Origin of the sequence: Natronococcus sp. JC468, assembly GCF_012163165.1 — an archaeon.
GTDB lineage: Archaea > Halobacteriota > Halobacteria > Halobacteriales > Natrialbaceae > Natronococcus > Natronococcus jeotgali.
The window spans coordinates 1-22,315 of the sequence record NZ_JAAVUO010000021.1 but is presented as its reverse complement, the minus strand read 5'-3'; the positions used below and the strand labels follow the sequence as shown (position 1 = coordinate 22,315).

Below are 22,315 nucleotides of genomic sequence, written 5' to 3'. Positions count from 1 at the left end.
CATCCAAAAGACCTTGTACTACTGGTTCTATTTCGTGAATGAATGGAACGGAGACAGGTACTCGCCGGAGCGGGAACGGTCGGGCTCGCGAGCCTCGCGGGCTGTCTCGGGACCGTCGGGCTGGACAGCCACGAGGCCACGCCCGCCGGGATCGATCCAGCGGTCCGCGAGGAGGCCGGCTACGAACGAACCGCCGTCGACGAGCTCCGCCTCGAGGAGACGGTCAGCGCCTGGATCGTCTCCGAGGAGGTCGTCCTGATCAACGCGCTCACCGAGTACGAGAAGACGATCGACATGGGACTGCTCGGCGAGCACAAGGGCGCGGAGTTCGCCGTGCTCTCGAGCCCGCAGGTCGGGGTGCTCGGCCGGGAGTTCAACCCGCTCGCTGAGCGATCGACGAGCGGGCTCGTCGACCTCGTCGCGAGCGTCCACGGCGGGCTCGGCGACGTCGAACACGAGGCCGACGAGGAGCTGCCCGTTCTCGGGCAGTCGACGACGGTGTCGACGTTCGCCGGCGAGGCGACCTTCAGCGGACGAACCGTCGACGTCGAGGTCCTGGTCAGCGAGACGGTCGACGCCGGCGACGACCTGGTCGCGACGCTGGGTGTCTATCCGACCGCCTTCGAGGACGAGGGTGCGAACGTCCGCTCGCTCATGGAGGGCGTCCGCGAGGAGCTACCCGACTGACTCAGCGCCCGGCGCCCGTCGGGGCGTCCGGAAGCTCGTACTTTTCGCTGTCGATCCCCAGTTCCTCGAGGGCCGCCTCGAGGTGCCGTTCCTCGGCGAAGTCGGCGCCGTCCGCGACGCGCAGGCGCTGGGCGGTCGCCAGCACCTCGCCGCGGCGGTCGTCCGGGATATCGAACTTGTCGGTGGCGAGCTCGATCGTCAGTCCGTTGTGATCGCGGGTGTACAGCGAGTGGAAGATACCGCGATCGAACTCGTTGTAGCCCCGACCCGCGTCCTCGAGGGCCTCCCTGGTCTCGACGAACCGCTCGGGTTCGACCGAGAAGGAGAGGTGGTGGACCGAGCCGACCTGGTGGCGGAGCGGCTGTTCGCTGGACTGTCGGTCGTCGTTCACGAAGAAGGTGAGGATCCGCCCGTCGCCCGTATCGAAGAAGAGGTGTGTTGACTCCGGGTCGTCGAGATTGGGCTGTCTGAGCACCAGCGGCATCCCCAGCAGGTCGCGGTAGAACTCGATCGTGTCGTCCTCGTTGCTGCCGATGAGGGTAATGTGGTCGGTGCCGGCGAGTCGGATCGGGCTGTCGGGTCGGTCGGCCGTGATCTCGGGATCGTCCGTCATCACCGTCCGGTAGGGGCTCCGTGACGTAAACGGTTCCCACGCTCGAGGCAACGATCCGGCCGACGAGCGATCGAACGACCCGGGGTCGCCGTCTCCGGGGCCCGAACGATTATGAGCGGGGTCGGGTACGTATACGCCATGCAAACGGCAGTCATCGTCGACGCGGTACGGACCCCCTTCGGCAAGCGAGACGGGTCGTTCCGGGACACCCACCCACAGGACCTCGCGGCTGCGCCCCTCGAGGCTCTCGAGGAGCGCAACGGGTTCGACCCGGAGACGATCGAGGACGTGATCTACGGCTGCGTCACCCCGGTCGACGAGCAGGGGCTCAACATCGGCCGCATCGCGCCGATGGTCGCGGGCTGGGGCGACACCGTTCCGGGCGTCCAGCTCAACCGGATGTGCGGCTCGGGCCAGCAGGCGGTCAACTTCGCGGCGACGAACGTCATGGCGGGTCAGCACGGCGTGCTGGTCGCCGGCGGGGTCGAGCACATGACCCGCGTGCCGCTGGGGTCGGACGGCGTTGACGGCGTCGCCGGAGAGAGCGCCGTCACCGACACGTACTTCGAGCACTTCGAGGAGCTGACCCACCAGGGCGAGGGCGCCGAGCGCATCGCCGAGAACTACGGGTTCGCGCGTGAGGAGCTCGACGAACTCGCGGTCGACTCCCAGCGCCGCTGGGGCGAGGCCTGGGACGAGGGACGGTACGACGACCAGGTGGTTTCCGTGGAGACGGAACTCGAGGGCGAGGAAAGCGAGTCGCAGCGCGACTCGAACGATCGAGCGGGGAGCGAAGCGACCCGCGAGACGGTCGTCGTCGACCGGGACGAACACCCCCGCCCCGAGACCGACCGCGAGACCCTTGCCGAGCTCCCGCTGTCCTTCCGCGAGGAGGGCGCGGGCGTCCACCACCCGGGCAACTCCTCGGGGATCGTCGACGGCGCCTCGGCGCTGCTGATCGCGAGCGAGGAGGAAGCCGCGGCCCGCGGCTGGGAGCCGATGGCCCGGATTCGACAGACGGAGGTCGTCGGCGTCGATCCCGTGACGATGCTGACGGGACCGATCCCGGCGACCGAGCGCGTCCTCGAGCAGTCCGAGTACGAACTCTCCGATATCGACCTCTTCGAGGTCAACGAGGCGTTCGCATCGGTCGTTGCGGCCTGGCTCGAGGAGACGGGCGCCCCCTGGGAGCGAACCAACGTCAACGGCGGCGCGATCGCCCACGGCCACCCGCTGGGGGCGACGGGTGCGGCCCTGGTGACGAAGCTGGTCCACGAACTCGAGCGGACCGGGCAGGACGTCGGGCTCTCGACGATGTGTATCGGCTTCGGCCAGGGGATCGCGACGATCGTCGAGCGGGCGTAGGGCGAGCCCGGGGCGACGACCGCGCTCGAGGTCACTGTAAAGTATCGCTACCGAGACTCCTCCGGTATGCGACTCGACGGCGTTCGAATCCTCGATCTCTCGAGGCTGTTGCCCGGACCGTACGCGACCCAGCTGCTGGCGGACTCGGGCGCGGAGGTAGTGAAAGTCGAAGACACCGGAGCGGGCGACTACGCCCGATCGATGGAACCGATTACCGACCGCGGCACCGGAGCGATCTTCGAGATGGTCAATCGGGGCAAGCGAAGCGTCGCCATCGACCTCAAAAGCGAGGACGGGCGGGCGGCGTTCTACCGGCTCGTCGCCGAGAGCGACGTCGTCCTCGAGAGCTTCCGTCCGGGCGTCGTCGAGCGACTGGGCGTCGACTACGAGACGCTGGCCGAGCACAACGAGGAGCTGATCTACTGCTCGCTCACGGGGTACGGTCAGGACGGCCCGTGGGCCGATCGGGCGGGCCACGACCTCAACTACGTCGCGATCGCGGGACTGCTCGACATGACCAGAGAGTCCCCCGACGCGACGCCTCAGACCCCCGGCTACCCGATCGGCGACATGGCCGGCGGGCTCTTCGCGGCGTTCGCGATCGTCGAGGCCGTTCTCGCGCGCGAACTCGGCAACGCAGAGGGCGAGTACGTCGATATCGCGCTGGCCGACGTCGTCGCCTCCTTCTCGCAGGCGGTCGCCTACCAGGCGCTCACCGGGGACCCCGCCGAGCCCAGACCGGGCGAGACGCCGCTGACGGGCGGGCTGCCGTGGTACGACAGCTACGAGACGGCCGACGGGAACTGGGTGACCCTGGCCGCCCTCGAGCCGAAGTTCTGGCGGGCGTTCTGCGAGGCCGTCGGCCGGGCGGACCTCGTCGCGGAGCACGGCTCGGACGACCCCGACGCGCGGGCGGCCCTGCGGGTCGAACTCGAGGAACTGTTCCGCCAGCGAACGCGCGACGAGTGGGAGGACGCACTCGAGGGCGCCGACGCCGCGTTTGCGGGCGTATACGCGCCCGGCGAACTCGGCGAGCACCCGCAGTTTCGGGCCCGCGATCTCGTCGAGCGTCCCGAGGACGCACCGCCGAGGATCGGGTTTCCGGCCCGTCACCGCGAGACGCCGACGGAAACGAGCGAGGCCGTCCCCGAACAGGGCGAACACACGCGGCGGTACCTCGCCGAGATCGGGTACGACGAGGCGGCGATCGAGCGACTGCTCGAGTCGGGCGCCGTCCGCTGACCGCGCTGTGGGTACCTACTCGAACAGATCGCCGTGTCGGTTCGCCAGGTCCGTGTACGCGCCCGAGGAGAACTCCTCGAAGATCGCCTCGGGGTCGATCCCGGTCTCCGCCAGCGGCGTGACCTCGGCGGGGACGCCGCGGACGAACGACTCCGGCGGGATCGCGTACTCGTCGGGCACGACGGTCCCCGCGGCGACGATGCTGCCGGCCCCGACCGTCGCGCCGGTGTTGAGCGTGGCGTTGAACCCGACCAGCGCGCCCGTCTCGACGACCGCCTCGTTGAGGACGGCGCCGTGTCCGACCATCACCCGGTCCTCGAGGGTCGCCGCGTGCAGCGTGGCGTTGTCGCCGACGTGGGTCCCCCGACCGACGCGGACGGGACCGACGTCGCCCCGCAGGACGACCCCGGGCCAGACGCTCGCCTCGGCCGCGACCGCGACGTCGCCGACGAGGACGGCGTCTCCGCTCACGCGGGCCTCGGCGTCGATCGACGGGCTGGCGCCCTCGAACTCGTAGGTTCGGCTGTCGACCATACCGAGAGGATCCACGACAGGGCGTATAACCGTTCGTCAGGCGATCCGTGACGGTCACCGCTCCCGACGGGTCCGGCTCGCGGCCGACGGTATTTCCGGCTCCGACCCCTGGCTTCGGGTATGCTCGTCCTCGGCGACGCCCACGCCTCGGATCCGGACCGACGGGAGATGCTTCTCGAGCACTACCGACGGCTCGAGCCCGACGCCGTCCTCCAGGTCGGCGACCTCGAGCGCTACGAGTTGCCGGCACCGACGTGGTTTATCGCGGGCAACAACGAGGACTTCGAGACGATCGAGGCCCTGCGGGAGGGGAAGACGGCGGGAACCCGGAACGTCCACCTCCTGGCGAGTTCGGCGGCGACCGTCGAGGGCATCCGCGTGGCGGGGCTGTCGGGCAACTACGCGCCGACGAAGTACGACCTGCCACGGTCCGAGCTCTCCGGAGAACGGCGCCGACACTTCACTCACGAGGACGTCGAGCGGGCGGCCGAGCTCTCGGACGTCAACGTCCTGCTCCTCCACGAGGCGCCGACGGGACTGCTGTCGTACGGCTACGACCCCGGCTGCGAGCGCGTCAACGAGCTGCTCGAGGCGCTCTCGCCGGAACTCTGTCTAGTTGGCCACCACCACCGCCACCGCGAGGTCGAGCTCGAGGGGGCCCGGGTCGTGAGCCTCGCGCCGGCCTGGGAGCGCTACTACGAACTCGAGCCCGAGACGCTGGCCCTCGAGAGCCGCGGGATCGACGCGGGCGAGTGAGGGCGAAGCGCCGTCACCGTCGAGGCGCGACGCGCTGGCGCATGAAGTTTCGGATCCGCGCGGTGTACGTCTCCGGACGGTGGAGGTTGCAGATGTGGCCGACACCCTCGAGCACCTCGATGCGCGCGTCCTGCGCGGCGGCCGCGTGGGCGCGCTCGCCCCGACGCATGATCTTGTCGTTCTCGCCGTTGATGATCAGCGTCGGTCCCGGGTACGTCGAGAGCTTCTCCCGGAAGTCCACGCCCGCGACGTCCGGTCCCGCGTCGCCGAACTGCTTCGGGTAAAAGCCCGCCTCGATGATCGCCCGCTCGACGTCCGGCTCCAGGTCGCGGTTGCGGACCCACCGCGTCGCCAGCCGTTCGACGGCGCGTTTCCCGACGTCGGGACGGGTGAGCAGGCGGGCGAGCGCGCCGTTGGCCCGCGTCGCCAGCTCCATGCCGCGGACGGGGTTCGCGCTAGATCCCGTGAGCACGAGTCCGTCGACCGCCTCCGGGTGGCGGGAGGCGTACTCGGTCGCCACGTAGCCCCCCAGCGAGAGCCCGACCAGCACCGCGCTGCCGTCGGTCGCGGTCTCGATCGTCTCCGCGAGGCGGTCGATCGCCGGCTCCATCCGGAAGCTCTCGTCGGCGTAGACCCCGTGACCGGGGAGGTCGAACGCGGCGACCCGAAACTCGTCGGCCAGTACCCGCCGCTGGGGGAGCCACATCGTCCGGGTGAACATCGCGCCGTGGACGAACACGATCGCCTGCGCGTCAGTCGGTCCGTCGACGTCGATACGGTCTCGATCGCGGCCGTCGCCGAGTATCGGCATAGCCGTCGTAGGACGGACCGCAACTTAGTTCGCAGCCCGGCAACGGCGCTCGAACGCCACCGAGACGATCGAGTGGACGGCGCTTCCGATCGGTGAACCCTCGAGCGCTATATCGAATCGGGGCCGAGACGTCCATACGTTCGAGATACCCTACCGGGATCAGGAATCGCTCGAGCGAATCCGGGAGACACTCGTCACAGGCGGATGACGATGGACGACTCTCGGGCGTGTGGGGCGACGCCGGCGAGGTCGATCCCGTCACACGTTTCCTCGGAACCGCGATCGCCCGGGCGGAGTCCGGAGACGGACGGGTTCGTCCTCCGCGGACGCCCGAGCAAAACGACGGCGACACGCCCACGTTGAGGGCGTCCCTGTCGACGGGTACTGGTCGGTCACCGTCTACAACAGCGACTGGTGCCTCGAGGACACCGAGTACGACGCGTACTCGACCGACGACGTACCATAGAGCGGGGCGAGGGCCGTTTCGACGCCCTCCGTGAGCGGGGACAGACGGCGACGGTATCGACGGTCGAGAAAAGTACGTGGTACCTGCGACGGTCGGTTTTCGTGGGACGGCTCGAGCGAATTCGGCGTCGGCTCTTACTCGGTCGCGGCCGTGGCGCCGTCGGTTCCGGACGCCGCCCCGCCCGTGGGACGGACGAACTCGCGCTCGAGGTGGATTCGGGTGGCGCTGATCTCGTCGACGTCGCCCTCCTCGAGGACGAAGGCGTCGCCGACCTCCGCGCGGCCGAGTCGAACCAGCAGCTGGTCCAGCGCGTCCGGGCGCGGTTCGACGCGGGCTCGATCACCGCCGACCTCGGCGACGGTGCCGATCACCTTGCCGTCGGCGCGCTCGACGAGCTTCCCCAGCTCGTCGTCGGTGAACGTTCCCTCCGTGACGCTGCCGGCGCCTCCGGCGAGGGCGTCGTCGGAGACGGCGCCGTCGGCTAATTCCGCGTCTGCCGTTCCGGACGAGGCGGTCGGTTCCTCGGCCTCGGCGGTGTCGGCCCGGGAGGCGGTCGTCCGGTCGTCCTGGGAGGTGGCCGCGGCCATCCGGTCCTCGCGGGTATCGGAGGCGGTCGCTCGGCCGTCCGCGGGAGCCGCCGCGGCGACGCCGTCAGTTCCGAGCCGCTCGCTCCACGTCGAGGAGACGACGGGCGCGACGGCGAAAAACACCATCGCGAGCATGAACACTGCAAGCATGGCGGTCGCGACGATCGTGACGCCGTACGTGGGATCGAACGGGACGATACTCGCTGCGATGCCACCGGTAGTGACGAGACTCATTGACGTTAGTCCGGGTATTTCGCTCCGGCTCCTATGAGGATTTCTCTTCGCGGTCGGGACCGATCACTCGATCGGGAACCGAAGGATCGCGCCGATCCCATCGAAGGCGTCGGCGAAGCGGTCGCCGTCCGGAAAGTCGTCGGGGACGAGCAGCGTCTCGCCGCCCTGCTCTTCGGTGCGTTCGCCAAGCTCCTGGAGGGTCGTCCCCTCGAGGGTCGTCGAGAGCAACAGCGTGTCGACGGCCTCGTACTCGAGGGCCTCCGCGATGTCGCGTTCCCCGTAGGCGACCTCGTCGGAGCCGACGTCCGCGAGGAACTCGTCGAGTGCTTCCCGGACCGCCTCGCGGTCGCGCTCCTCGATCGCCTCCTGACCCTTCCCGGCGAGCTGCTCGAGGCCCTGTGCGGTGGCGTACTCGACGGCGAACTCGCCGGCAATGAGATCCTCGAGCTCGTGGTCGAGGTCGGCCTCCTCCCGAAACTGTTCGACGGTCACCGTGGTACCGCCGAGCAGCAGGCCGTCGATCGCGTCGTCCTCGAGGAACGTGACGGCGGCCCGGTCGGCGACGTCGTCGAAGAACTCGCGTTTCTGGCATTCGCGGTCGCGCTCGAAGCGCTCGGCCGACTGGCCGCCCGCGCTGGACTTGTCGGGGACGTCGCTGTCGAAGACGTCGATCTCCTCGACGCCCTCGTCGTCGAGCCGGCCCAGCGCCGCGCCGCCTCGCTCGACGACGAGCAGCCCGTAGGTCGCAGAGGGCTCGGTGACGGCCTCGAGCGGAGAGAGGTCGAACTCGTTGCCGTGCTCGTAGATCGACTCCTCGATCGCGACGGGGAGGTCGTCGAACGTCGCGGTTACGAGGTCGCCGTCGGGGACGCCGGCGTAGACGGCGAGTCCGTTCTCGGGCACCGCCTCGTAGTCGTTCAGTCGATCCCTGATCGCCTCGAGGGCGTCGACCAGCGGCTGTGAGAGCGACTGCTCGTTGAGCTGGGTCGCCTCGGCGTAGTCGGCCTCGACGGGCTGGCGGGCCTCGCCGATCGATTCGTCCGGGGGAACCGCCAGGGAGACCAGGACGTCGCGGTCGGCGGCGGCGTTCGAGAGTCGATCGAGTCGTTCGTGGAGGTCGTAGTTCGAGAGTGACATAGGCACGACGGTCGATCCGAAGCGTCGCGGCGTGTCGGCCCCGAATCGGAACTACTTCACCCTACGCGGGGCGGGCGATTAGGAATCGGGCCGGCGCTCTCAAGCACGCTCGCTCAGTCGGACCGGGAGGGACGGGAATCGCTTTGCACCGACGGTCGATCGGTCGATTCCGCGGCGTTCGACCCCGATCGCTCGAGGGGAAGCCACGCGCGCAGCCGCGGGCGGACGGCGATCGATTCGCTGCCGAGCACCGCAAAGCCCGCGAAGATCGTCAGGAAGCCGACGACCGCGAGCGGGGCGATCCGTTCGCCGAGGATCGCCCACCCGCCCAGCGTCGAGACGACGGGGACGACGTAGAAGACCAGGTTCGCCTCGATCGCACCCGTCTCGTCGAGCAGGGCGAAGTACGCGAGGTAGGCGAACACGCCGGCGAAGACGCTGACGTACCCGAGCGCGGCGACCGCGCCGGGAGCCCAGGTGATCGCGGACGCCGACTCGCCGGAAGCCAGCGACAGCGTGTGGGACAACCCCGCGGCGAGGGGCAGTCCCCAGGCGATCCGGACCGGACTCGAGAGGGTCGCGTCGACCCGCCGGATGAGGACGGCCCCGAGGGCGGCGCTCGAGGCGCCGGCGAACAGGATCGCGTACCCGAGGGCGTCGCCCCCGACCAGCAACTCGGGATCCGGACCGACGACGAGCGCGACACCGACCAGCCCCAGTCCCAGCCCGGTCGCGCCGCGTCTCGAGATGCGCTCGCTCGAGAGCAAGACGGCGGCGAACACCGGCGTCAGGATGGGGTTGAGGCTGAAGACGATCGCGCCGACGGCGCTGGTCGCGTACTGCTGGCCGACGAACAGCAGCGAGTTCGCCAGCCCGATCACCAGCCCCCCGGTCGCGAGGACGCCGATGACGTCGCCGGCGGTCGTCGGAGTCAGCTCCGCCCGCGAGAACCGCAGCGTCGCGTACGCGACCATGACGACGGCCGCGACGTCGAACCGCAGCGCCACGAACAGCAGGGGCGGGAAGTACTCGAGGCCGGCCTTCGCGGCGACGAACGTGCCACCGAAGAAGAGGCTCGCGAGCGCGAACAGCGCGACCGTTCGGCGATCGATCACCGATCGAACACCTCGGTCGATTCGTCCGTAGAGAGTTGAAATTCCGGAAGCATCGTCGTACTACTCCGTAGGGGTCGCGGGGATATAGTTTCGTTCGTAAAAAATTTCATAGTAAGAAAGGTGCGGCGGGGGCGACCGAGTTTCGCACTACGAAACTGTTTCACGGTACGAAAGCGATTTCCGACGGGACCGACGAGACGGAGTATGGAATCGGCACTCGAGGAGATCGAGTTCCTCGCGCTCTCGGAGAACCGCGTCGACGCGCTGGCGTTGCTCGCCGAGGGGCGGCGCACCCGCAGCGAGCTGGCCGAGGCGACGGGTGCCTCGCAGGCGACGCTCGGGCGCATCCTCCGGGACTTCGAGGAACGGTCCTGGATCGGACGCGACGGGGACGCTTACGTGGCGACCGCGACTGGCCGACTCGTCGCGGCGGGGATGACCGAGCTCCGGGAGATCCTCGAGACGGAGCTGCGGCTCCGGGAGGTCGTCGACTACCTTCCGACCCACGCGATGGACGTCGACCTGCGGCGGCTGGCCGACGCGACGATCACCCAACCCACCCAGATGCGGCCGAACGCGCCGCTGTCACGCCTGCTCGAGTTGCTGCGCGAGGGCGAGGAGGTTCGGACGTTCTCCCACGCGTTCAACGAACAGACGCTGACCGTCGTCGAGGACCGAACGGCCGCGGGCGAACAGCGGTTCGAAGGGGTCTTCTCCCGGCGCGCGATCGACGCTCTCGCCGGCGAGTCGGCGCTTCGCGATCGATTGCGATCGCTCGTCGCGTCCGATCAAGCCGAGCTCAGGGTCCGGGACGAGGGCGTTCCGATCGCGGTCATGATCGTCGACGACGTCGTGTGCCTGCTGCTTCGGGACGACAGCGGCGTGCTCAGGGCGGCGATCGACACCGACGACCCGGCCGTGCGCTCGTGGGCCCGGGACACCTACGAGGACTACTGGCAGGCGGCCGACCCGCTCGAGGTCGACGCGTTCGCCTCCGAGTCCTAACCGTCGCCAGCGGGGCCCGCGGGACCGATCGCCTCAGTCGGCTCCGTCGTCCTTCCACTCGCCGGCCTTCTCGTCCTCCCGGAACTCGCCTTTCGCCTTGCGCTCGCGGGGCCACAGCGTGACCGCGACGACTGCGACGTAGAACGCGCCGACGACCGCGAGCACGACGGCGCCGGACAGGGCGCCGACGCTCGCGGCCTCGAGAGGCGACTCGCTCGCGGCGAACGCGGTGATCCGGAAGAGCCAGGCGAGCAACAGGACGACCAGCAACGCGAAGTAGATGCGCCGAAGGCGGTTCGCCACCGCCTCGCCGAGCGTGATCTTCATCGTCGGCGTTCGGTAGTCCTCGCCCAGCTCGGTCCGCCAGTTCGGTCGCTCGGCCGATCCCGACGGATCGAGCGCCTCCGCGAGCAAGTTCTCCTGGATCAACCGCACGCGCGATCGGTAGACGTCGTAGTCGCGGTACCGCCGGGACTCGATCAACAGGAACAGTCCGACGGCCAGCACGCCGACGAGGACGATGTAGTGAGGGTTGTCCGGACTCGAGAACGCCCACGTGAGGATGGCCGCCATCACCGTTACCGCCCAGGAGGTCGTCTGGTCGAGCCGTCCGCGCCAGGTCGTCTCCCGGTCGAGCTCGCCCCGGTAGGTGTCGCCGAGGATCGACGTCATATCGGTCACGTCGCCTTCGATCTCCGCGCCGATATCCGGGGACGACCCCTCCGTGCGTTCGCTCATGGGACGTGATATCGTTCGACGCCGAGGACGAAGTAGTTCGCTCCGCTTCGCGGACACTCGAGGATTCAGTCGTCGCTCGGACCTGGTCGGGTGATGGACTCGAGGGCCGCCTCGTCGAACAGCGGACTCTGCTCGCCGGGGACGGCGGTGTTGAGCGCGAGCGCGGAAAGCGCCGTCAGGATGACGGGTTCGCCGAAGAACGTCCGTGCGGCCGGGGGAAGGCCCTGGATCGCCTCCGGCGTCGTCGCGATGCCGAGCCCGAGTCCGAGCGAGACGGCGACGATCACCATGTTCCGGCGATCGAACTCGGTGTGCAGGACGATCAGCCGAACCCCGCTGGCGGCGACCATTCCGACCATCAGCAGCACCGCGCCGCCGAAGACGGCGCTCGGAATCGTCGTGACGACGGCGCCGATCTTCGGGCTCAGTCCCAGCAGGGCGAGGATACCCCCGCTGACGGCGACGACGTGGCGGCTCATCACGCCCGTGAAGCTGACGATTCCGACGTTCTGGGAGAACGTCGTGACGGGAAAGACCGCGAAGATCGAGCCCAGCGAGCTCACGACCCCGTCGGTGAGGAGGGCGCCGCGGACCTCCTCCCCGTCGGGTGAGCGACCCTCGACGGCCGTCACGCCGGACATGTCGCCGACGGTCTCCATCGCCGAGACCAGAAAGAGGAAGGCGAAGGTGACGATCGCGATCGGCTCGAACTCGAAGCCGTACCGGGTCGGCGAGGGGACGGCGATCCAGGACGCCTCGGCGATCGGCGAGAAGTCGACCATCCCGAGGGGGACGGCGACGGCGTAGCCGACGACGATCGCCGCGAGAATCGAGAGCAAGCGGGCGACGCCGCGGGTAAAGAGGTTGAGTACGACCGCAATCGCGAGCACGAGCGCGGCCAGCCCGACGTTGTGTGCGGCGCCGAAATCCGCGGCGCCGGCACCGCCCGCGGCGTACTCCGTTCCCGTCGGGATCAGGTAGAGGCCGATGATGACGACGACCAGTCCGGTGACGAGCGGCGGGAAGAAGGGTTTGACGCGGTCGAACTGCCAGCCGATGGCGCCCTCGACGACGAACCCGCTGACGAGGATGGCACCGAAGACCGCGGCCAGCCCGAATTCGGCGCCGACCGTCGTGATCGCCCCGACGAACGTGAAGCTGGTTCCCATCACGAGCGGGAGCTTCGCGCCGACGGGACCGATCGTGTACGCCTGGATCACCGTCGCCAGCCCCGAAAAGAGCAGGATCATCTGGACGATGTAGGCCGTATCCCCCGGCGCGAGTCCGACGCCGTCGGCGACGATGTACGCCACCGCGGTCGCCGGGACGATCATCACCGCGACGTGCTGGAGCCCGAGCAGGATCGACTTCGGCCACGGCGGTCGATCGTCGAGGCCGTACTCGAGGTCCAGCTCCCCGTCCCGTTCGGTCGACATCTGTGGCCGCCAGGTTGCGAACCGCCGTACAAAAGCGTTCGCAATCGCGATCAGATCAGGTCGAGTATCGCCGTTATCTATCCACTATCGTGGACAGAGTCGGGGATCGCGCCCGCGTCGATCGACTCCGGCACGTCGTGGACGATCACCTCGCCGTCCTCGACGGTGATGTCGAGGAGGCTGGTCGCCTCGTAGGGGGTGTCGTCGAGCGCGGAGTCGCCGACCTTGCGCATCACGACGACGACGTCGACGATCTCGGCGCCGATCTCGTCGAGGGACTCACAGATCGCGGCCAGGGTTCCGCCCGTCGAGAGCATATCGTCGAGGACCACCACGCGGTCGCCCTCGTCGACGTCGTTGATGTACATCTCCGACTCGGAGTAGCCCGTCTCCTGGTGGAGCGACACCTCCCCCTCGAGCCCGTAGGGGCGCTTGCGGATCACCACGAGCGGGATGTCGGTCTGTAAGGAGACTGCGGTCGCGAGGTGGATGCCCATCGCCTCGGGGGCGACGATCTTGTCGACCTCGAGGTCGGCGGTTCGCATGACTTCGACGACGACCTCCCGCAACAGCGCGGGCTCGAGTTGCGGGACGCCGTTGCTGATCGGGTGGACGAGGTACTCGTAGCCGTCCTTGTCGATGATCGGCGCGTCGTCGAGCGAGGCGAGCAGGCGCTCCATGGCGTGGGTTCGGCTGATCCGAGTAAAAGCGGTTCGTTCTCCGCGGACGACTCAGTCGTCCGCGCGACGCCGCGCGCCCAGGTCGTCGGCCGCCACCAGCGCGTCGCGGACCTCCTCGACGCTCGCGTCGAAGGCGTTGTGGATCGTCTCGCCCTCGGCGACGGCCGCCCGTGCGACCCGCTCGAGGTCGTCCTCGGAGGGGTCGTCGACACCGACCTCCTCGAGCGTGACGGGCAGCCCGAGCGCGATCGAAAACTCGATTACGTCGTCGACGATCGCGTCGTCCCGGCCCTCGAGGACGAGCTGGGCGATCGTTCCGACGTTGACTTTCTCGCCGTGGGTCGCGCCGTGGGCGGCCTCGAGTTGCGTGAGCCCGTTGTGGATCGAGTGGGCGGCGGCGATCCCGCCGTTTTCGAATCCCAGGCCGCTCAGGAGGGTGTTCGCCTCGGTCACCGCCTCGACACTCTCGGTGACGACCCCCCGCTCGACGGCTCGGACCGCCGAGCGGCCGTGCTCCCGCAGGAGGTCGTAACAGAGCCGCGAGATCGAGTGGGCGGCGTGGGTCGGCCCCTCGCCGAAGAAGTTCTCCCCGTCGGCGCGGCGAACCGCGTCGGCCTCGAACCAGGTCGCCATCGCGTCGGCGATCCCGGACCTGAAAAACCGCGCGGGGGCCCCGGCGACGATCGCGGTGTCGACCAACACCAGGTCGGGATGGGCCTCGTAGAACCAGTAGCGCTCGAACTCGCCCTCGTCCGAGTAGATCACCGACAGCGCTGACGTCGGCGCGTCGGTCGAGGCGATCGTCGGCAGCGAGACCATCGCCCCGCCGGCGTTCTCCCGGACGGCCTTGGCCGTATCGAGGGCCTTCCCGCCGCCCGCGCCGACGATCGCGTCCGCACCGCCCTCGCGGGCGATCTCGGTGAGGCGGTCGATCTCGTCCTCGGAGGCCTCGCCGCCGAACTCCTCGAGGGTCGGCTCGACGTCGGCGTCCCGGAGACTCGCTTCGGCCCGATCGCCGACGATCTCGAGGACGTCCGCGTCGGCGAGCACCAGCGCCGACGCCGCGACTGGCTCGAGTCGATCGCCGAGCTGATCGAGCGCGTCGCGACCCTGAACGTACGCCGCCGGCGATTTGAACGATCGAATCATGGGAACCCCTCCCGCACCGGGGACGAAATAAGTGACTGCTTGCGTACCGCGCGATCCGTCGGGAGACGTCCCAGAGGCGCTCAGTCCGTCCGACGCGGGCGCTCGGCGGACGCGAGCGGTGCCCGTCCCGTTCGAATCCGGGGACGACGACCGACCGCTACTCGGGCGGGGTCGTCACGCGGAGTTCGGTATCGACCTCGTAGAGGTACCCGCGCTCGAGCAGCCGCTCGAGCGCGTGTTCGGCGTCCGCGCGCTCGAGTGCGAGCGCCTCGTCGGCGTGCAGGATCGCCACCGCCCGGTCGCGGGCGATCGACGGCGCTCCGTCGTCGTCGGTCGAATCGGCGATCCGAGTCGAGAGCACGGCGTACGCATCCGTGATCCAGTCCGGAAGCGGCGGACGGGGATCGTGGGCCAGGGACATCTATCAGCTCACCCGTATCTGTTCTCTTCGTGATAGTATTAGTTAACTGTATTCCCCGATGACACCAACGGAGAATCGACGTCACGCTGGACTCGCCGCGGCCGCCTACGGCCGTTGAGTGTCGATTTCGGCGTCCTCGTGCTCGCTCTCTCCGTGATCCTCGAGCGCTTGCTGGGACTCGAACGTCGCGTTACAGACCGGGCAGACGAACGAGTCCGACTCGTCGACGTTCTCCTCGTCCCGCGGATCCATTGGCATGTGGACACATCACAGTATCCGCGGTATTAATTGTGTGGGTTGCACGCGATGGGTGCGGCCACGAGCGACGAGCCGGCGCTGACGGTGCGCGCAGCGAGCTTTTCAGTGCGCCCGCGGTACGTGACGTGTGGTTCGACTCTCGACGATCGTCATCGCGATCGGAATCGCCAGAGGAGTACCCGTTCCGCCGCCACTGGGAATCGTGTCCGGCGTCCTGCTGACGCTGCTCGGCGTCGCCCTCAGGACCGTCACCGAGTACTGACTCGGGTGCAGCAGTCCCGGACGCGGCCTTCGGACGAGCCGCGGCGGTAGACCTTTGGGCGCTCGCGACGAGCATCGGTATGGCGATCGAGGCCTCGTTCAGCGCGACGAAAGGTGAGTTTCCGCTCGCCGAGGTGTTCTCGAAGTTCCCCGACGCTCAAATCGAGCTTGATCGGGTCGTGCCCACGAACGACGTGTTGATCCCGTACTTCTGGCTCGAGGGGGGCGACTCCGCAGAGCTCAGTCTAGAGGGGATCGACCACCCCGGGATCGACGACCTTCGCGTCGTCGACGACGTCGACGGGGAGCTGTTCGTCCGCATCGACTGGGACTTCGAGTACGAGAGCGTGCTGACCGCGATCCTCGAGACCGACGTCGCACTCGTCTCGGCGGTCGGTCGGGAGGGCGAGTGGACGTTCGAGGTCCGGGCCGAGGAACAGCGGGCGGTCTCGGCGTTTCAGTCGTACTGTACGGACCACGAGATCCCGATCGAACTCACGGAGCTGCACGCGCTCTCGCCGCTGCAGTCGGGCCAGGAGTACGATCTCACCGAGGCCCAGCGCGAGGCGCTGACGCTCGCGTACGCCCGCGGCTTCTACGACTCACCGCGGCGGGCCACCCAGGCGGCGGTCGCCGAGGACCTCGGGATCTCCCGGCAGGCGCTGGCCTCCCGACTCCAGCGGGGCACCAGACGCCTGATCGCGAGCACGCTGATCGGCACCTCCGAGTAGGCTTATAAATAGGTTACGTACGTAAAAGTCATCCTCACGTGCCGGCCGTCCAATGTTTCGAACGTGATCCAGCGTAATCGATCTACCGCAGCGTCGGGTCCCGGTTCGAGATCCCGGGACGGCGACGAACTCGAGGGGGGAGCGCTCGATCTCGTGCCGTCGGCGACCGCCGTCGACCGCCGCGCCGACGGGCGACGGTACGAACTCGAGTACGATCCGTCGGCGGACCCGCCGAGCCAGGCGGTCGTGGCCGCCGTCGCGGCGTTTACCGAAACCGACCCGGCGGCGCTCGAGCCGCTGCACGCGGCGGTCGACACGGACGCGCTCGACGCGCTGTTTCGTCCGCCGACCGACGCCGGCCGTCGCGTCGCCTTCCGGTACGGTGGGCTCGAGATCACCGTCGGGAGCCCGGGGACAGTGACGGTAACCGAGACGACCGTCGAAACCGATGGGTGACGAGGACGAGCTGCCGAGCGCCGGCGCCGACCGAGTGATCGAGCGGGGGGATTCATACGACCACGAGCGGTACGGCCAGGTTGAGATCACAGGGATCTGGAAGGGAATCGACGGCGTGGACACGACCCGCGAGGCCGACGAGAAGGACGTCTACATCGTCCGCTACGCGGCCGAAGAGGACGGCGAACGGGTCGACGAGCTCACCGATACGCTCGAGGAGTTTCTGGACGCGATCGAGTAAGGCGTTTCTCGCCCGCTCGAGGCCGATTCCGTGCGATGCCCGGGTAGTGATCGGAACGTACACCCCGCGTGCGACGATTCCGGCGAGGGCGAGACCCTGTCACGGGACGATCGAGAGCGTCCGCATCCACGCGAGAGAACACCCACGACCGAAATCGTGCTGGGGACGGCGACGCCCGTCCGCGAGACCGTCTCCGGTGTTCGCCGACGGTCGTCACCAGTCGGGACTGTCATACTCTGGACGAAGTTTTACGGACGTTCGCGACGGTGCATCCGTTACATGGCCGACCTCATCCAACGAACCGCAGAGGGCATCGACGATCTCTCGCGAGCGGTCTGGGACGACTCGAGTCAGTTCGAGAAGGCGATCGTCGCCGTCTTCCTCATCGTCACCGGGTTGGCGATCCCGGTCGTTCCGATCGTCATGGTGGCCCGGTACGTCGCCAACTGAGTTCGGCGGCGACCCGCTCGAGCGCTCGAGTTCTCCGTCGAAGCACCGTGTGAGCACGATCTCCTTCCAGCGGTCTTCGAGACGGGGCTCAGAAACGGAGAACGCTGACTCCGGCGCACTGATTCTCTTACCGTCGCGGCCACCAGCTGCCTCGAGTCGACGGTCATCTCACGTCAGGTCGCCACGATCAGGACGGTGGAGACGACGACGAGTGCGACGTGGAAGGCGGCGTGTGCGATCATCGCGGTCTCGAGGGACCGCCGCCAGAACAGCCAGCCGAGGACGATCCCGACGAGCGCGTTCAGCAGAACGGTGCGGACGATCAGCGGGGTCGTGAGCCCGATCGTCGAGGCGAGCGCGGGCAGGTGGCCGACGCCGAACGCGACGGCGCTCACCGCGATGGCGACCCACACGATCGTCCCGGACGGCGCCTCGGTCGCGTCGCCGACCCTGTTTCGTCCCCACCAGAGGGCGTACGCGAGGGGTGCCATGAACCCCCAGCGCAGGAGGAGCTCCTCGGTGATCCCGCCGTAGAGCAGTCGCATCGGAACCGACGCGACGAGCTCGCGCAGGGCTTCCGCGTCCGTCGGGGTGGCATCGGCGGGGAGTTGCGTGAACTGCGTGAACGCGACGTCGAGGACGGTGACGACGACGAACAGGCCCGCGCCCAGCGCCGCCGCGAGCGGAAGCGAGTCGCGCACCTCGCCCCAGTTCGGCGTCCCGCCGGCCGCCCACGCGAACGCGTGGGAGTCGAACTCGAGGCGCGGGGCCGTGACCGCGCCGAGGATGACGGCCACCGCCAGCAGGAGCGTCGAGTTCGCCGACGCGAGCGCCACCAGCGTCGGATACGAGACCGTCGACAGTTCGGGGAGTTCCCGCAGCGCCGGGACGGAGTAGACGGCCAGGGCGATCACACCGATCATCCCGAGTGCGAACTGCGCGATCGCACCGCGGGCGGAGAATTTTCGGTTTCGGGTATCGGTCATTGCGGAGAATTGATCTCACACCCGTCAAGAAGGTACTGATGGACACTGACTGTCGATCCGAGCGCGTCTCGCTTCCTCCGTCGGCACTCCGAGAGGATTGCTGTCTCTTAGTCTGGCGTTTCTGGTGCCGATCTGAGTGAACGGTGTCAGCTAGCAGGCTATTTCGAAAAGTCGGCGTGAGATTCGTAGCCAGCACTCGGATCACGAAAAATGAAGATTAGTCGGTAGTATCTGGGCTGATAGTAACAAGAGCAATCGATCGGGACCGTATTGAGCAGCCGTACCCCGTCAGGGAGTCTGGCTGGTCAGTGGTAGTCGAGTACTCCACGTTCGGGAACGACCCCGTCAGGAAGATACTGCAGACCGCGAGCGGGTCGACTGATCGCGTTTACCACTCTCCGAAGCAGCTCTGAATACGCTCTAGGTCGTCGTACGCCTCGAGCGCCAGCAACAGCTTGATTCGCGCCTTATGGACTGGGAGGTCGTCGCCGCTCATAGCGCCGTGGCTCCGAAGCGTCTCACCGCCGCCGTTACCGTAGATTGCGCTCAACGGTCCGGCGTGAGATCGCGAGGTTACGACGACGGGGATCCCGTCGTCGATCGCGTCTCGTACGGCGTGGCTCAGCGTCTCGCTCGTGTTCCCGAGACCGAACCCATCGAGGACGATCCCGTCGTCGCCTTCCTCGATCGCGAACCGGAGCTGTCGGTCGCTCATCCCCTGTCCGGAGGAAATGATCGAGACGGTTTTGTCGGTACGGAGCGCGTCGATCGACTCGGAGTAGCTTCCCGGCTCCCGGTACAGCCGAACGTCGTCGCGGGTGAACTGGGCGATCGGTCCCTTATCTGGCGACTCGAACGTCTCGAGCTTATGCGTGTGAGCTTTCGTCACGTCGCGGGCCGTGTGCAACTCCTCGTTGAACGCAACGTAGACGCCGCTACGGATCTCATCGTGAGCCGCGGCGCGAAATGACGTCACGAGATTCGCTGGCCCGTCGGCACTGACCTCATCGGGGCGGCGCTGGGCGCCGGTGAAGACGACCGGGATATCGAGATCGAGAGCCAGATCGAGGTGGTAGGCCGATTCCTCCATCGTGTCGGTGCCGTGGGTGACGACAATCCCGTCGACGACGTTTTCGGTCTCCTGCGCCTTCTCGCCAAGTTCGGCGACGTGCTCCTGCTCGACGTTGAAGCTCCCGAGCTGGGTGACCTGATCGACCAGAATCTCGTCGGCGTACTCGTTGAGCTCGGGCACCGACTCGATCAACGCCTCGCCGCTTTCGGACGGCGAGGCGCCGCCGTCGCCTGGCGTGCTCGCGATCGTGCCGCCCATACTCAGTACCTGGATGACTGTGCCGCCGTACTTCGGTTGCTCGTCGGCTCCGTTCGACTCCTCCGCCTCGTCAGTGTCTGCGGCAGCGCTGCTCGCGAGGGCTGTTCCGCCGGTGATTCCTGCCAATTGCATGAACGACCGTCTGTCGGCATCGTACTTGGTCATCGTGTGGCACGTAAACAGATAACAAAATAAGAGTACGCTTCTCTGCAAAATAAGATTCAGAGCGAGGAGAGGGGTGGTCCTATTTGTAGATGCCAGTAACAGGACGAGGCATAGGTCGGTACCCAGAAGGAGAGCTCACGCTGTATCACCATTCGTTTCCCAGCGACGATACCAGGGTCGTAGCACAAAGTGATATACGGCGGCAACGAGGGACACTATTGTTACGGCGACTCGTCGGCGACTCCAGTTCGGGCGGCTTCGGTGCTGGAGTTCATCGATTCTTGATCGACCTCGCCTCCGCGTCTGTCTCGATACGCTCGAGCGCCCGTGACATCAGATAGCCTGCGAAAGGACCGATGATCCGCCAATACCGTCGGAAATTCCGGTGTGCGAGATCGTCCGTCGTTGCCGTGCGAGCCTCGTAGGACAGCAGTGTCCGCTGCTCGCCGTATGGTCGGACGGACAGGCTGATTGCGAGCTTCGCGTAGCCAGGCTCGTCGAACTCCGAGAAGGCTTCCGATTCGATCTGTCGCCATTCGATTTCCGGTTGCCAGAACTTCCCGACCGCACCAAAGACGAACTCCGCACCCGGCACCTCATCGAGATATGTCCACTCTGTCGTGTCCGCAATATCGACGAACCGCATCCGCTCGGGTGACGGTGTTCTGGGAGTTCCCCGGATCCGATGTGAGAGTACCTGTGGAACGTCTCGCAGTTGTCCGAGGGTACGAACGATCGGCCCCAGCTTCATCAGGTCAGCCGTGAGCATCGCATCATAAGTCGTATTGGGATCTGCATCCACGACCACGTGCCGACCCGTCGTAACGTCGTACTCGGGTAGGTACTGATCGATCAGCATTGCCGAGTCAGCATCACTCGACACGGTGTTTGCGAACCTGTTTGGTAACATTGCTCCATGCACACTTCCAACCGCGAGTATAATAGAGCACACAGTGGTATCCACTGCCGATCGGATCGTGACGTCCAGTGGCTGTTATACTCGAGTATCTGACCGTGCCCATCGTCCGCGTTATATGCTGTGCAGTAGGCGACCTCTCGTCGAATATACCTCTATTACTATCTAGCAATCCGTTATATCGATCACTCGTGGCACAGAAAGTACAGCGTGCAGTGCGACACTGAGTTCAGAAGTTCTCAGACCGAACGGATAGCGCGAGTTCCACCGACACTCGTTATTGCGGCGAGGAAGCGAGAAGACCATGGATACGAGATCCGTTGAATGTGAATTGAAGGCCTCTGCACTCAAACAGGAATGACTTACAAGTAATCAGATATTAAAGGATCAAAATCCGCATACGAAATCCATCTATCGATATCATTATAATCTGATGTGGATTCCATCTATGTGTGCTTTCGCATGTCCGAAATACCTCCAGCACCACGACGAGCAAGCGACGAAGCCAAAAACCTACCCGAGGATACGACGAGTCTCGAGGTATACTGCCATCGCCAGCATAAGGGTGAGTGGATGAAAGAAGCCGAGGAACAGGGTTGCAGTCTTAGCCAGTATATATATATGATCTAATTCAGGAGGCTCGATGGCATCGGAACGATGGTGAGATACCTGTTGAGGTAAAGTACTGATTCTCATCCTAGCTTGAACTTTGAGCAGTCAGGGAATAGAGAAAAGGTCCTAAAATACTGCATCTATATTATGCAAATTAGAATGAACTACGGGCAGAGAATATGACTCTGAGCTAGTGAATTTATTTACTACCGTCTCTACAGCCTCAGCTTTCCACTTCGGTGCGTTCTCTGATACGTGTATCCTCGTACAGAGGATTCCAGGATTTACGTTAACGGGAATCCCCCCTTGTGGATTCTCTGGTTCAACACCCATTTCCACCTGTTTATCGCCAGGATATAATTCAGGCCCCTCTGGAGTCTGGCGTATTACCACTCGTGGCTGTTGTTGTACAATAGCTCGTAGTTCACTTTCACCCGCGAACTCAAGTCGTTTATACAGATATGGTGGGAGATAATCACCAATATTAATCGGATCCCAGTCAGGAACATCAAATTCCTCGTAATCGACATACTGAACTTTGTGTATGAAGACCTCATCGTCCTTGTTTGAATTAGCCCGGTTAATCGCGTCCCTAAGACGTCCAACCGTAGATTCTATACAGATCGTTGGGTCACCACCTGAATATGAACCCCACATAGTCGCTGATTCGCTTTCTTTCAGATGCCAACAACTAATATCGGTAGTTCCCATCGAGTCAGCAGTTAGTTACGACTGATGAGATTAGATTCTCAGAAAGCGTCTAGATGGGTGTTGTGAGATTCCTCTACCATCCAGACACCGTTCTTACGGCCTCTGACCTTGAAACCTTAGCGCTTGATCTCCTCTCTGAGATCCCGATCCTCGGAGTCGAAGGCTGCGGCTTCGACTCCGGGATCATCCGACAGACGCTCCTCCAGGCTGCTGTCGATCAGA

The 22,315-nt window shown here is 66.2% G+C and carries 26 protein-coding genes; 10 read left to right on the top strand and 16 right to left on the bottom strand.

Annotated elements, in window-relative coordinates; translation table 11 throughout:
• Positions 1–42 precede the first annotated feature (42 nt).
• Positions 43–687: a DUF6517 family protein gene (locus tag GWG54_RS13040; protein WP_167938188.1), complete on the top strand. Its 645-nt coding sequence runs from the start codon at positions 43–45 to the stop codon at positions 685–687.
• Position 688: 1 nt separating this feature from the next.
• On the opposite strand, the gene GWG54_RS13035 is transcribed toward GWG54_RS13040, so the two are convergent.
• A complete protein-coding gene (locus GWG54_RS13035) occupies positions 689–1,300 on the bottom strand; it encodes a VOC family protein (RefSeq protein ID WP_167938187.1) in 612 nt (203 codons plus the stop codon).
• A 138-nt stretch (positions 1,301–1,438) separates the two neighbouring features.
• Between GWG54_RS13035 and GWG54_RS13030 the strand changes: the two genes are divergently transcribed.
• Complete coding sequence (locus GWG54_RS13030) at positions 1,439–2,665, top strand: thiolase family protein (RefSeq protein ID WP_167938186.1); 1,227 nt, start codon at positions 1,439–1,441, stop codon at positions 2,663–2,665.
• A gap of 66 nt (positions 2,666–2,731) precedes the next feature.
• Positions 2,732–3,907: a CaiB/BaiF CoA-transferase family protein gene (locus GWG54_RS13025; RefSeq protein ID WP_167938185.1), complete on the top strand. Its 1,176-nt coding sequence runs from the start codon at positions 2,732–2,734 to the stop codon at positions 3,905–3,907.
• A 15-nt stretch (positions 3,908–3,922) separates the two neighbouring features.
• Here GWG54_RS13025 and GWG54_RS13020 read toward each other — a convergent pair whose 3' ends face one another.
• Positions 3,923–4,441: a gamma carbonic anhydrase family protein gene (locus tag GWG54_RS13020; RefSeq protein ID WP_167938184.1), complete on the bottom strand. Its 519-nt coding sequence runs from the start codon at positions 4,439–4,441 to the stop codon at positions 3,923–3,925.
• 120 nt (positions 4,442–4,561) lie between these two features.
• Between GWG54_RS13020 and GWG54_RS13015 the strand changes: the two genes are divergently transcribed.
• Entirely contained in the window at positions 4,562–5,197 is a 636-nt protein-coding gene (locus GWG54_RS13015) for a metallophosphoesterase family protein (protein WP_167938183.1), read from the top strand.
• 13 nt (positions 5,198–5,210) lie between these two features.
• Here the strand turns inward: GWG54_RS13015 and GWG54_RS13010 are convergent, their stop codons facing one another.
• From GWG54_RS13010 to GWG54_RS12995, 4 genes are all read right to left on the bottom strand, one after another.
• Positions 5,211–6,008, bottom strand: coding sequence for an alpha/beta fold hydrolase (locus tag GWG54_RS13010; RefSeq protein ID WP_167938182.1), 798 nt, complete (start codon positions 6,006–6,008; stop codon positions 5,211–5,213).
• Between the two features lie 600 nt (positions 6,009–6,608).
• On the bottom strand, positions 6,609–7,295 hold the full coding sequence (locus GWG54_RS13005) for a hypothetical protein (RefSeq protein WP_167938181.1): 687 nt from the start codon (positions 7,293–7,295) through the stop codon (positions 6,609–6,611).
• A gap of 63 nt (positions 7,296–7,358) precedes the next feature.
• Positions 7,359–8,432, bottom strand: coding sequence for a Vms1/Ankzf1 family peptidyl-tRNA hydrolase (locus tag GWG54_RS13000; RefSeq protein ID WP_167938180.1), 1,074 nt, complete (start codon positions 8,430–8,432; stop codon positions 7,359–7,361).
• A gap of 113 nt (positions 8,433–8,545) precedes the next feature.
• Entirely contained in the window at positions 8,546–9,547 is a 1,002-nt protein-coding gene (locus GWG54_RS12995) for a DMT family transporter (protein WP_167938179.1), read from the bottom strand.
• 204 nt (positions 9,548–9,751) lie between these two features.
• On the opposite strand from GWG54_RS12995, the gene GWG54_RS12990 reads away from it, so the two are divergent.
• Complete coding sequence (locus GWG54_RS12990; RefSeq protein WP_167938178.1) at positions 9,752–10,552, top strand: winged helix-turn-helix domain-containing protein; 801 nt, start codon at positions 9,752–9,754, stop codon at positions 10,550–10,552.
• Between the two features lie 33 nt (positions 10,553–10,585).
• On the opposite strand, the gene GWG54_RS12985 is transcribed toward GWG54_RS12990, so the two are convergent.
• From GWG54_RS12985 to GWG54_RS12960, 6 genes are all read right to left on the bottom strand, one after another.
• Positions 10,586–11,290: a DUF2270 domain-containing protein gene (locus GWG54_RS12985; protein ID WP_167938177.1), complete on the bottom strand. Its 705-nt coding sequence runs from the start codon at positions 11,288–11,290 to the stop codon at positions 10,586–10,588.
• 65 nt (positions 11,291–11,355) lie between these two features.
• The gene (locus tag GWG54_RS12980; protein WP_167938176.1) at positions 11,356–12,726 is read right to left on the bottom strand and encodes a uracil-xanthine permease family protein; all 1,371 of its coding nucleotides are present in this window, start codon (positions 12,724–12,726) and stop codon (positions 11,356–11,358) included.
• 77 nt (positions 12,727–12,803) lie between these two features.
• Positions 12,804–13,406 (bottom strand): hypoxanthine/guanine phosphoribosyltransferase, encoded by a 603-nt coding sequence (gene hpt / locus GWG54_RS12975; protein WP_167938175.1) that lies wholly within the window; start codon positions 13,404–13,406, stop codon positions 12,804–12,806.
• A gap of 51 nt (positions 13,407–13,457) precedes the next feature.
• The gene (locus tag GWG54_RS12970; protein WP_167938174.1) at positions 13,458–14,555 is read right to left on the bottom strand and encodes a glycerol dehydrogenase; all 1,098 of its coding nucleotides are present in this window, start codon (positions 14,553–14,555) and stop codon (positions 13,458–13,460) included.
• A 157-nt stretch (positions 14,556–14,712) separates the two neighbouring features.
• Positions 14,713–14,976 carry a hypothetical protein gene (locus tag GWG54_RS12965; protein ID WP_167938173.1) on the bottom strand — a complete coding sequence of 88 codons (264 nt, stop codon included), beginning with the start codon at positions 14,974–14,976 and terminating at the stop codon, positions 14,713–14,715.
• A gap of 105 nt (positions 14,977–15,081) precedes the next feature.
• Positions 15,082–15,234 (bottom strand): C2H2-type zinc finger protein, encoded by a 153-nt coding sequence (locus GWG54_RS12960; RefSeq protein WP_167938172.1) that lies wholly within the window; start codon positions 15,232–15,234, stop codon positions 15,082–15,084.
• Positions 15,235–15,361: 127 nt separating this feature from the next.
• Here GWG54_RS12960 and GWG54_RS20675 point away from each other — a divergent pair, with 127 nt between their 5' ends.
• The 5 genes from GWG54_RS20675 to GWG54_RS12940 all read left to right on the top strand — a co-directional run bounded on the left by GWG54_RS20675 (position 15,362) and on the right by GWG54_RS12940 (position 17,373).
• Positions 15,362–15,496, top strand: a complete 135-nt coding sequence (locus tag GWG54_RS20675) for a transporter (protein ID WP_209438437.1) — start codon at positions 15,362–15,364, stop codon at positions 15,494–15,496.
• A gap of 79 nt (positions 15,497–15,575) precedes the next feature.
• Positions 15,576–16,226, top strand: coding sequence for a helix-turn-helix domain-containing protein (locus GWG54_RS12955; RefSeq protein WP_167938171.1), 651 nt, complete (start codon positions 15,576–15,578; stop codon positions 16,224–16,226).
• A 63-nt stretch (positions 16,227–16,289) separates the two neighbouring features.
• Complete coding sequence (locus GWG54_RS21285; protein WP_167938170.1) at positions 16,290–16,682, top strand: HalOD1 output domain-containing protein; 393 nt, start codon at positions 16,290–16,292, stop codon at positions 16,680–16,682.
• A complete protein-coding gene (locus GWG54_RS12945) occupies positions 16,675–16,923 on the top strand; it encodes a hypothetical protein (protein ID WP_167938169.1) in 249 nt (82 codons plus the stop codon). The genes GWG54_RS21285 and GWG54_RS12945 overlap by 8 nt, the downstream gene beginning before the upstream one ends.
• A 279-nt stretch (positions 16,924–17,202) precedes the next feature.
• Positions 17,203–17,373, top strand: coding sequence for a hypothetical protein (locus GWG54_RS12940; RefSeq protein WP_167938168.1), 171 nt, complete (start codon positions 17,203–17,205; stop codon positions 17,371–17,373).
• Positions 17,374–17,546: 173 nt separating this feature from the next.
• On the opposite strand, the gene GWG54_RS12935 is transcribed toward GWG54_RS12940, so the two are convergent.
• The 4 genes from GWG54_RS12935 to GWG54_RS12920 form a co-directional block, all read right to left on the bottom strand.
• Positions 17,547–18,359: a CPBP family intramembrane glutamic endopeptidase gene (locus GWG54_RS12935; RefSeq protein WP_167938167.1), complete on the bottom strand. Its 813-nt coding sequence runs from the start codon at positions 18,357–18,359 to the stop codon at positions 17,547–17,549.
• Positions 18,360–18,747: 388 nt separating this feature from the next.
• Positions 18,748–19,854: an asparaginase gene (locus tag GWG54_RS12930; protein ID WP_245242807.1), complete on the bottom strand. Its 1,107-nt coding sequence runs from the start codon at positions 19,852–19,854 to the stop codon at positions 18,748–18,750.
• A gap of 271 nt (positions 19,855–20,125) precedes the next feature.
• Positions 20,126–20,713 carry a hypothetical protein gene (locus tag GWG54_RS12925; protein ID WP_245242806.1) on the bottom strand — a complete coding sequence of 196 codons (588 nt, stop codon included), beginning with the start codon at positions 20,711–20,713 and terminating at the stop codon, positions 20,126–20,128.
• Positions 20,714–21,508: 795 nt separating this feature from the next.
• On the bottom strand, positions 21,509–22,093 hold the full coding sequence (locus tag GWG54_RS12920; RefSeq protein WP_167938166.1) for a hypothetical protein: 585 nt from the start codon (positions 22,091–22,093) through the stop codon (positions 21,509–21,511).
• Positions 22,094–22,315 lie beyond the last annotated feature (222 nt).

Excerpts from the sequence above, each read along its gene's own strand:
- GWG54_RS12960 (WP_167938172.1), bottom strand. The coding sequence starts at position 15,234 with ATGCCAATGGATCCGCGGGACGAGGAGAACGTCGACGAGTCGGACTCG.
- GWG54_RS12925 (WP_245242806.1), bottom strand. The coding sequence starts at position 20,713 with ATGCTGATCGATCAGTACCTACCCGAGTACGACGTTACGACGGGTCGG.
- GWG54_RS12920 (WP_167938166.1), bottom strand. The coding sequence starts at position 22,093 with ATGGGAACTACCGATATTAGTTGTTGGCATCTGAAAGAAAGCGAATCA.
- GWG54_RS12970 (WP_167938174.1), bottom strand. The coding sequence starts at position 14,555 with ATGATTCGATCGTTCAAATCGCCGGCGGCGTACGTTCAGGGTCGCGAC.
- GWG54_RS12935 (WP_167938167.1), bottom strand. The coding sequence starts at position 18,359 with ATGACCGATACCCGAAACCGAAAATTCTCCGCCCGCGGTGCGATCGCG.
- GWG54_RS13010 (WP_167938182.1), bottom strand. The coding sequence starts at position 6,008 with ATGCCGATACTCGGCGACGGCCGCGATCGAGACCGTATCGACGTCGAC.
- GWG54_RS12930 (WP_245242807.1), bottom strand. The coding sequence starts at position 19,854 with ATGACCAAGTACGATGCCGACAGACGGTCGTTCATGCAATTGGCAGGA.
- GWG54_RS13040 (WP_167938188.1), top strand. The coding sequence starts at position 43 with ATGGAACGGAGACAGGTACTCGCCGGAGCGGGAACGGTCGGGCTCGCG.
- hpt (WP_167938175.1), bottom strand. The coding sequence starts at position 13,406 with ATGGAGCGCCTGCTCGCCTCGCTCGACGACGCGCCGATCATCGACAAG.
- GWG54_RS12990 (WP_167938178.1), top strand. The coding sequence starts at position 9,752 with ATGGAATCGGCACTCGAGGAGATCGAGTTCCTCGCGCTCTCGGAGAAC.
- GWG54_RS12945 (WP_167938169.1), top strand. The coding sequence starts at position 16,675 with ATGGGTGACGAGGACGAGCTGCCGAGCGCCGGCGCCGACCGAGTGATC.
- GWG54_RS13015 (WP_167938183.1), top strand. The coding sequence starts at position 4,562 with ATGCTCGTCCTCGGCGACGCCCACGCCTCGGATCCGGACCGACGGGAG.
- GWG54_RS13005 (WP_167938181.1), bottom strand. The coding sequence starts at position 7,295 with ATGAGTCTCGTCACTACCGGTGGCATCGCAGCGAGTATCGTCCCGTTC.
- GWG54_RS12965 (WP_167938173.1), bottom strand. The coding sequence starts at position 14,976 with ATGTCCCTGGCCCACGATCCCCGTCCGCCGCTTCCGGACTGGATCACG.
- GWG54_RS13000 (WP_167938180.1), bottom strand. The coding sequence starts at position 8,432 with ATGTCACTCTCGAACTACGACCTCCACGAACGACTCGATCGACTCTCG.
- GWG54_RS12955 (WP_167938171.1), top strand. The coding sequence starts at position 15,576 with ATGGCGATCGAGGCCTCGTTCAGCGCGACGAAAGGTGAGTTTCCGCTC.
- GWG54_RS12940 (WP_167938168.1), top strand. The coding sequence starts at position 17,203 with ATGGCCGACCTCATCCAACGAACCGCAGAGGGCATCGACGATCTCTCG.
- GWG54_RS13035 (WP_167938187.1), bottom strand. The coding sequence starts at position 1,300 with ATGACGGACGATCCCGAGATCACGGCCGACCGACCCGACAGCCCGATC.
- GWG54_RS12985 (WP_167938177.1), bottom strand. The coding sequence starts at position 11,290 with ATGAGCGAACGCACGGAGGGGTCGTCCCCGGATATCGGCGCGGAGATC.
- GWG54_RS13030 (WP_167938186.1), top strand. The coding sequence starts at position 1,439 with ATGCAAACGGCAGTCATCGTCGACGCGGTACGGACCCCCTTCGGCAAG.
- GWG54_RS13025 (WP_167938185.1), top strand. The coding sequence starts at position 2,732 with ATGCGACTCGACGGCGTTCGAATCCTCGATCTCTCGAGGCTGTTGCCC.
- GWG54_RS12980 (WP_167938176.1), bottom strand. The coding sequence starts at position 12,726 with ATGTCGACCGAACGGGACGGGGAGCTGGACCTCGAGTACGGCCTCGAC.
- GWG54_RS13020 (WP_167938184.1), bottom strand. The coding sequence starts at position 4,441 with ATGGTCGACAGCCGAACCTACGAGTTCGAGGGCGCCAGCCCGTCGATC.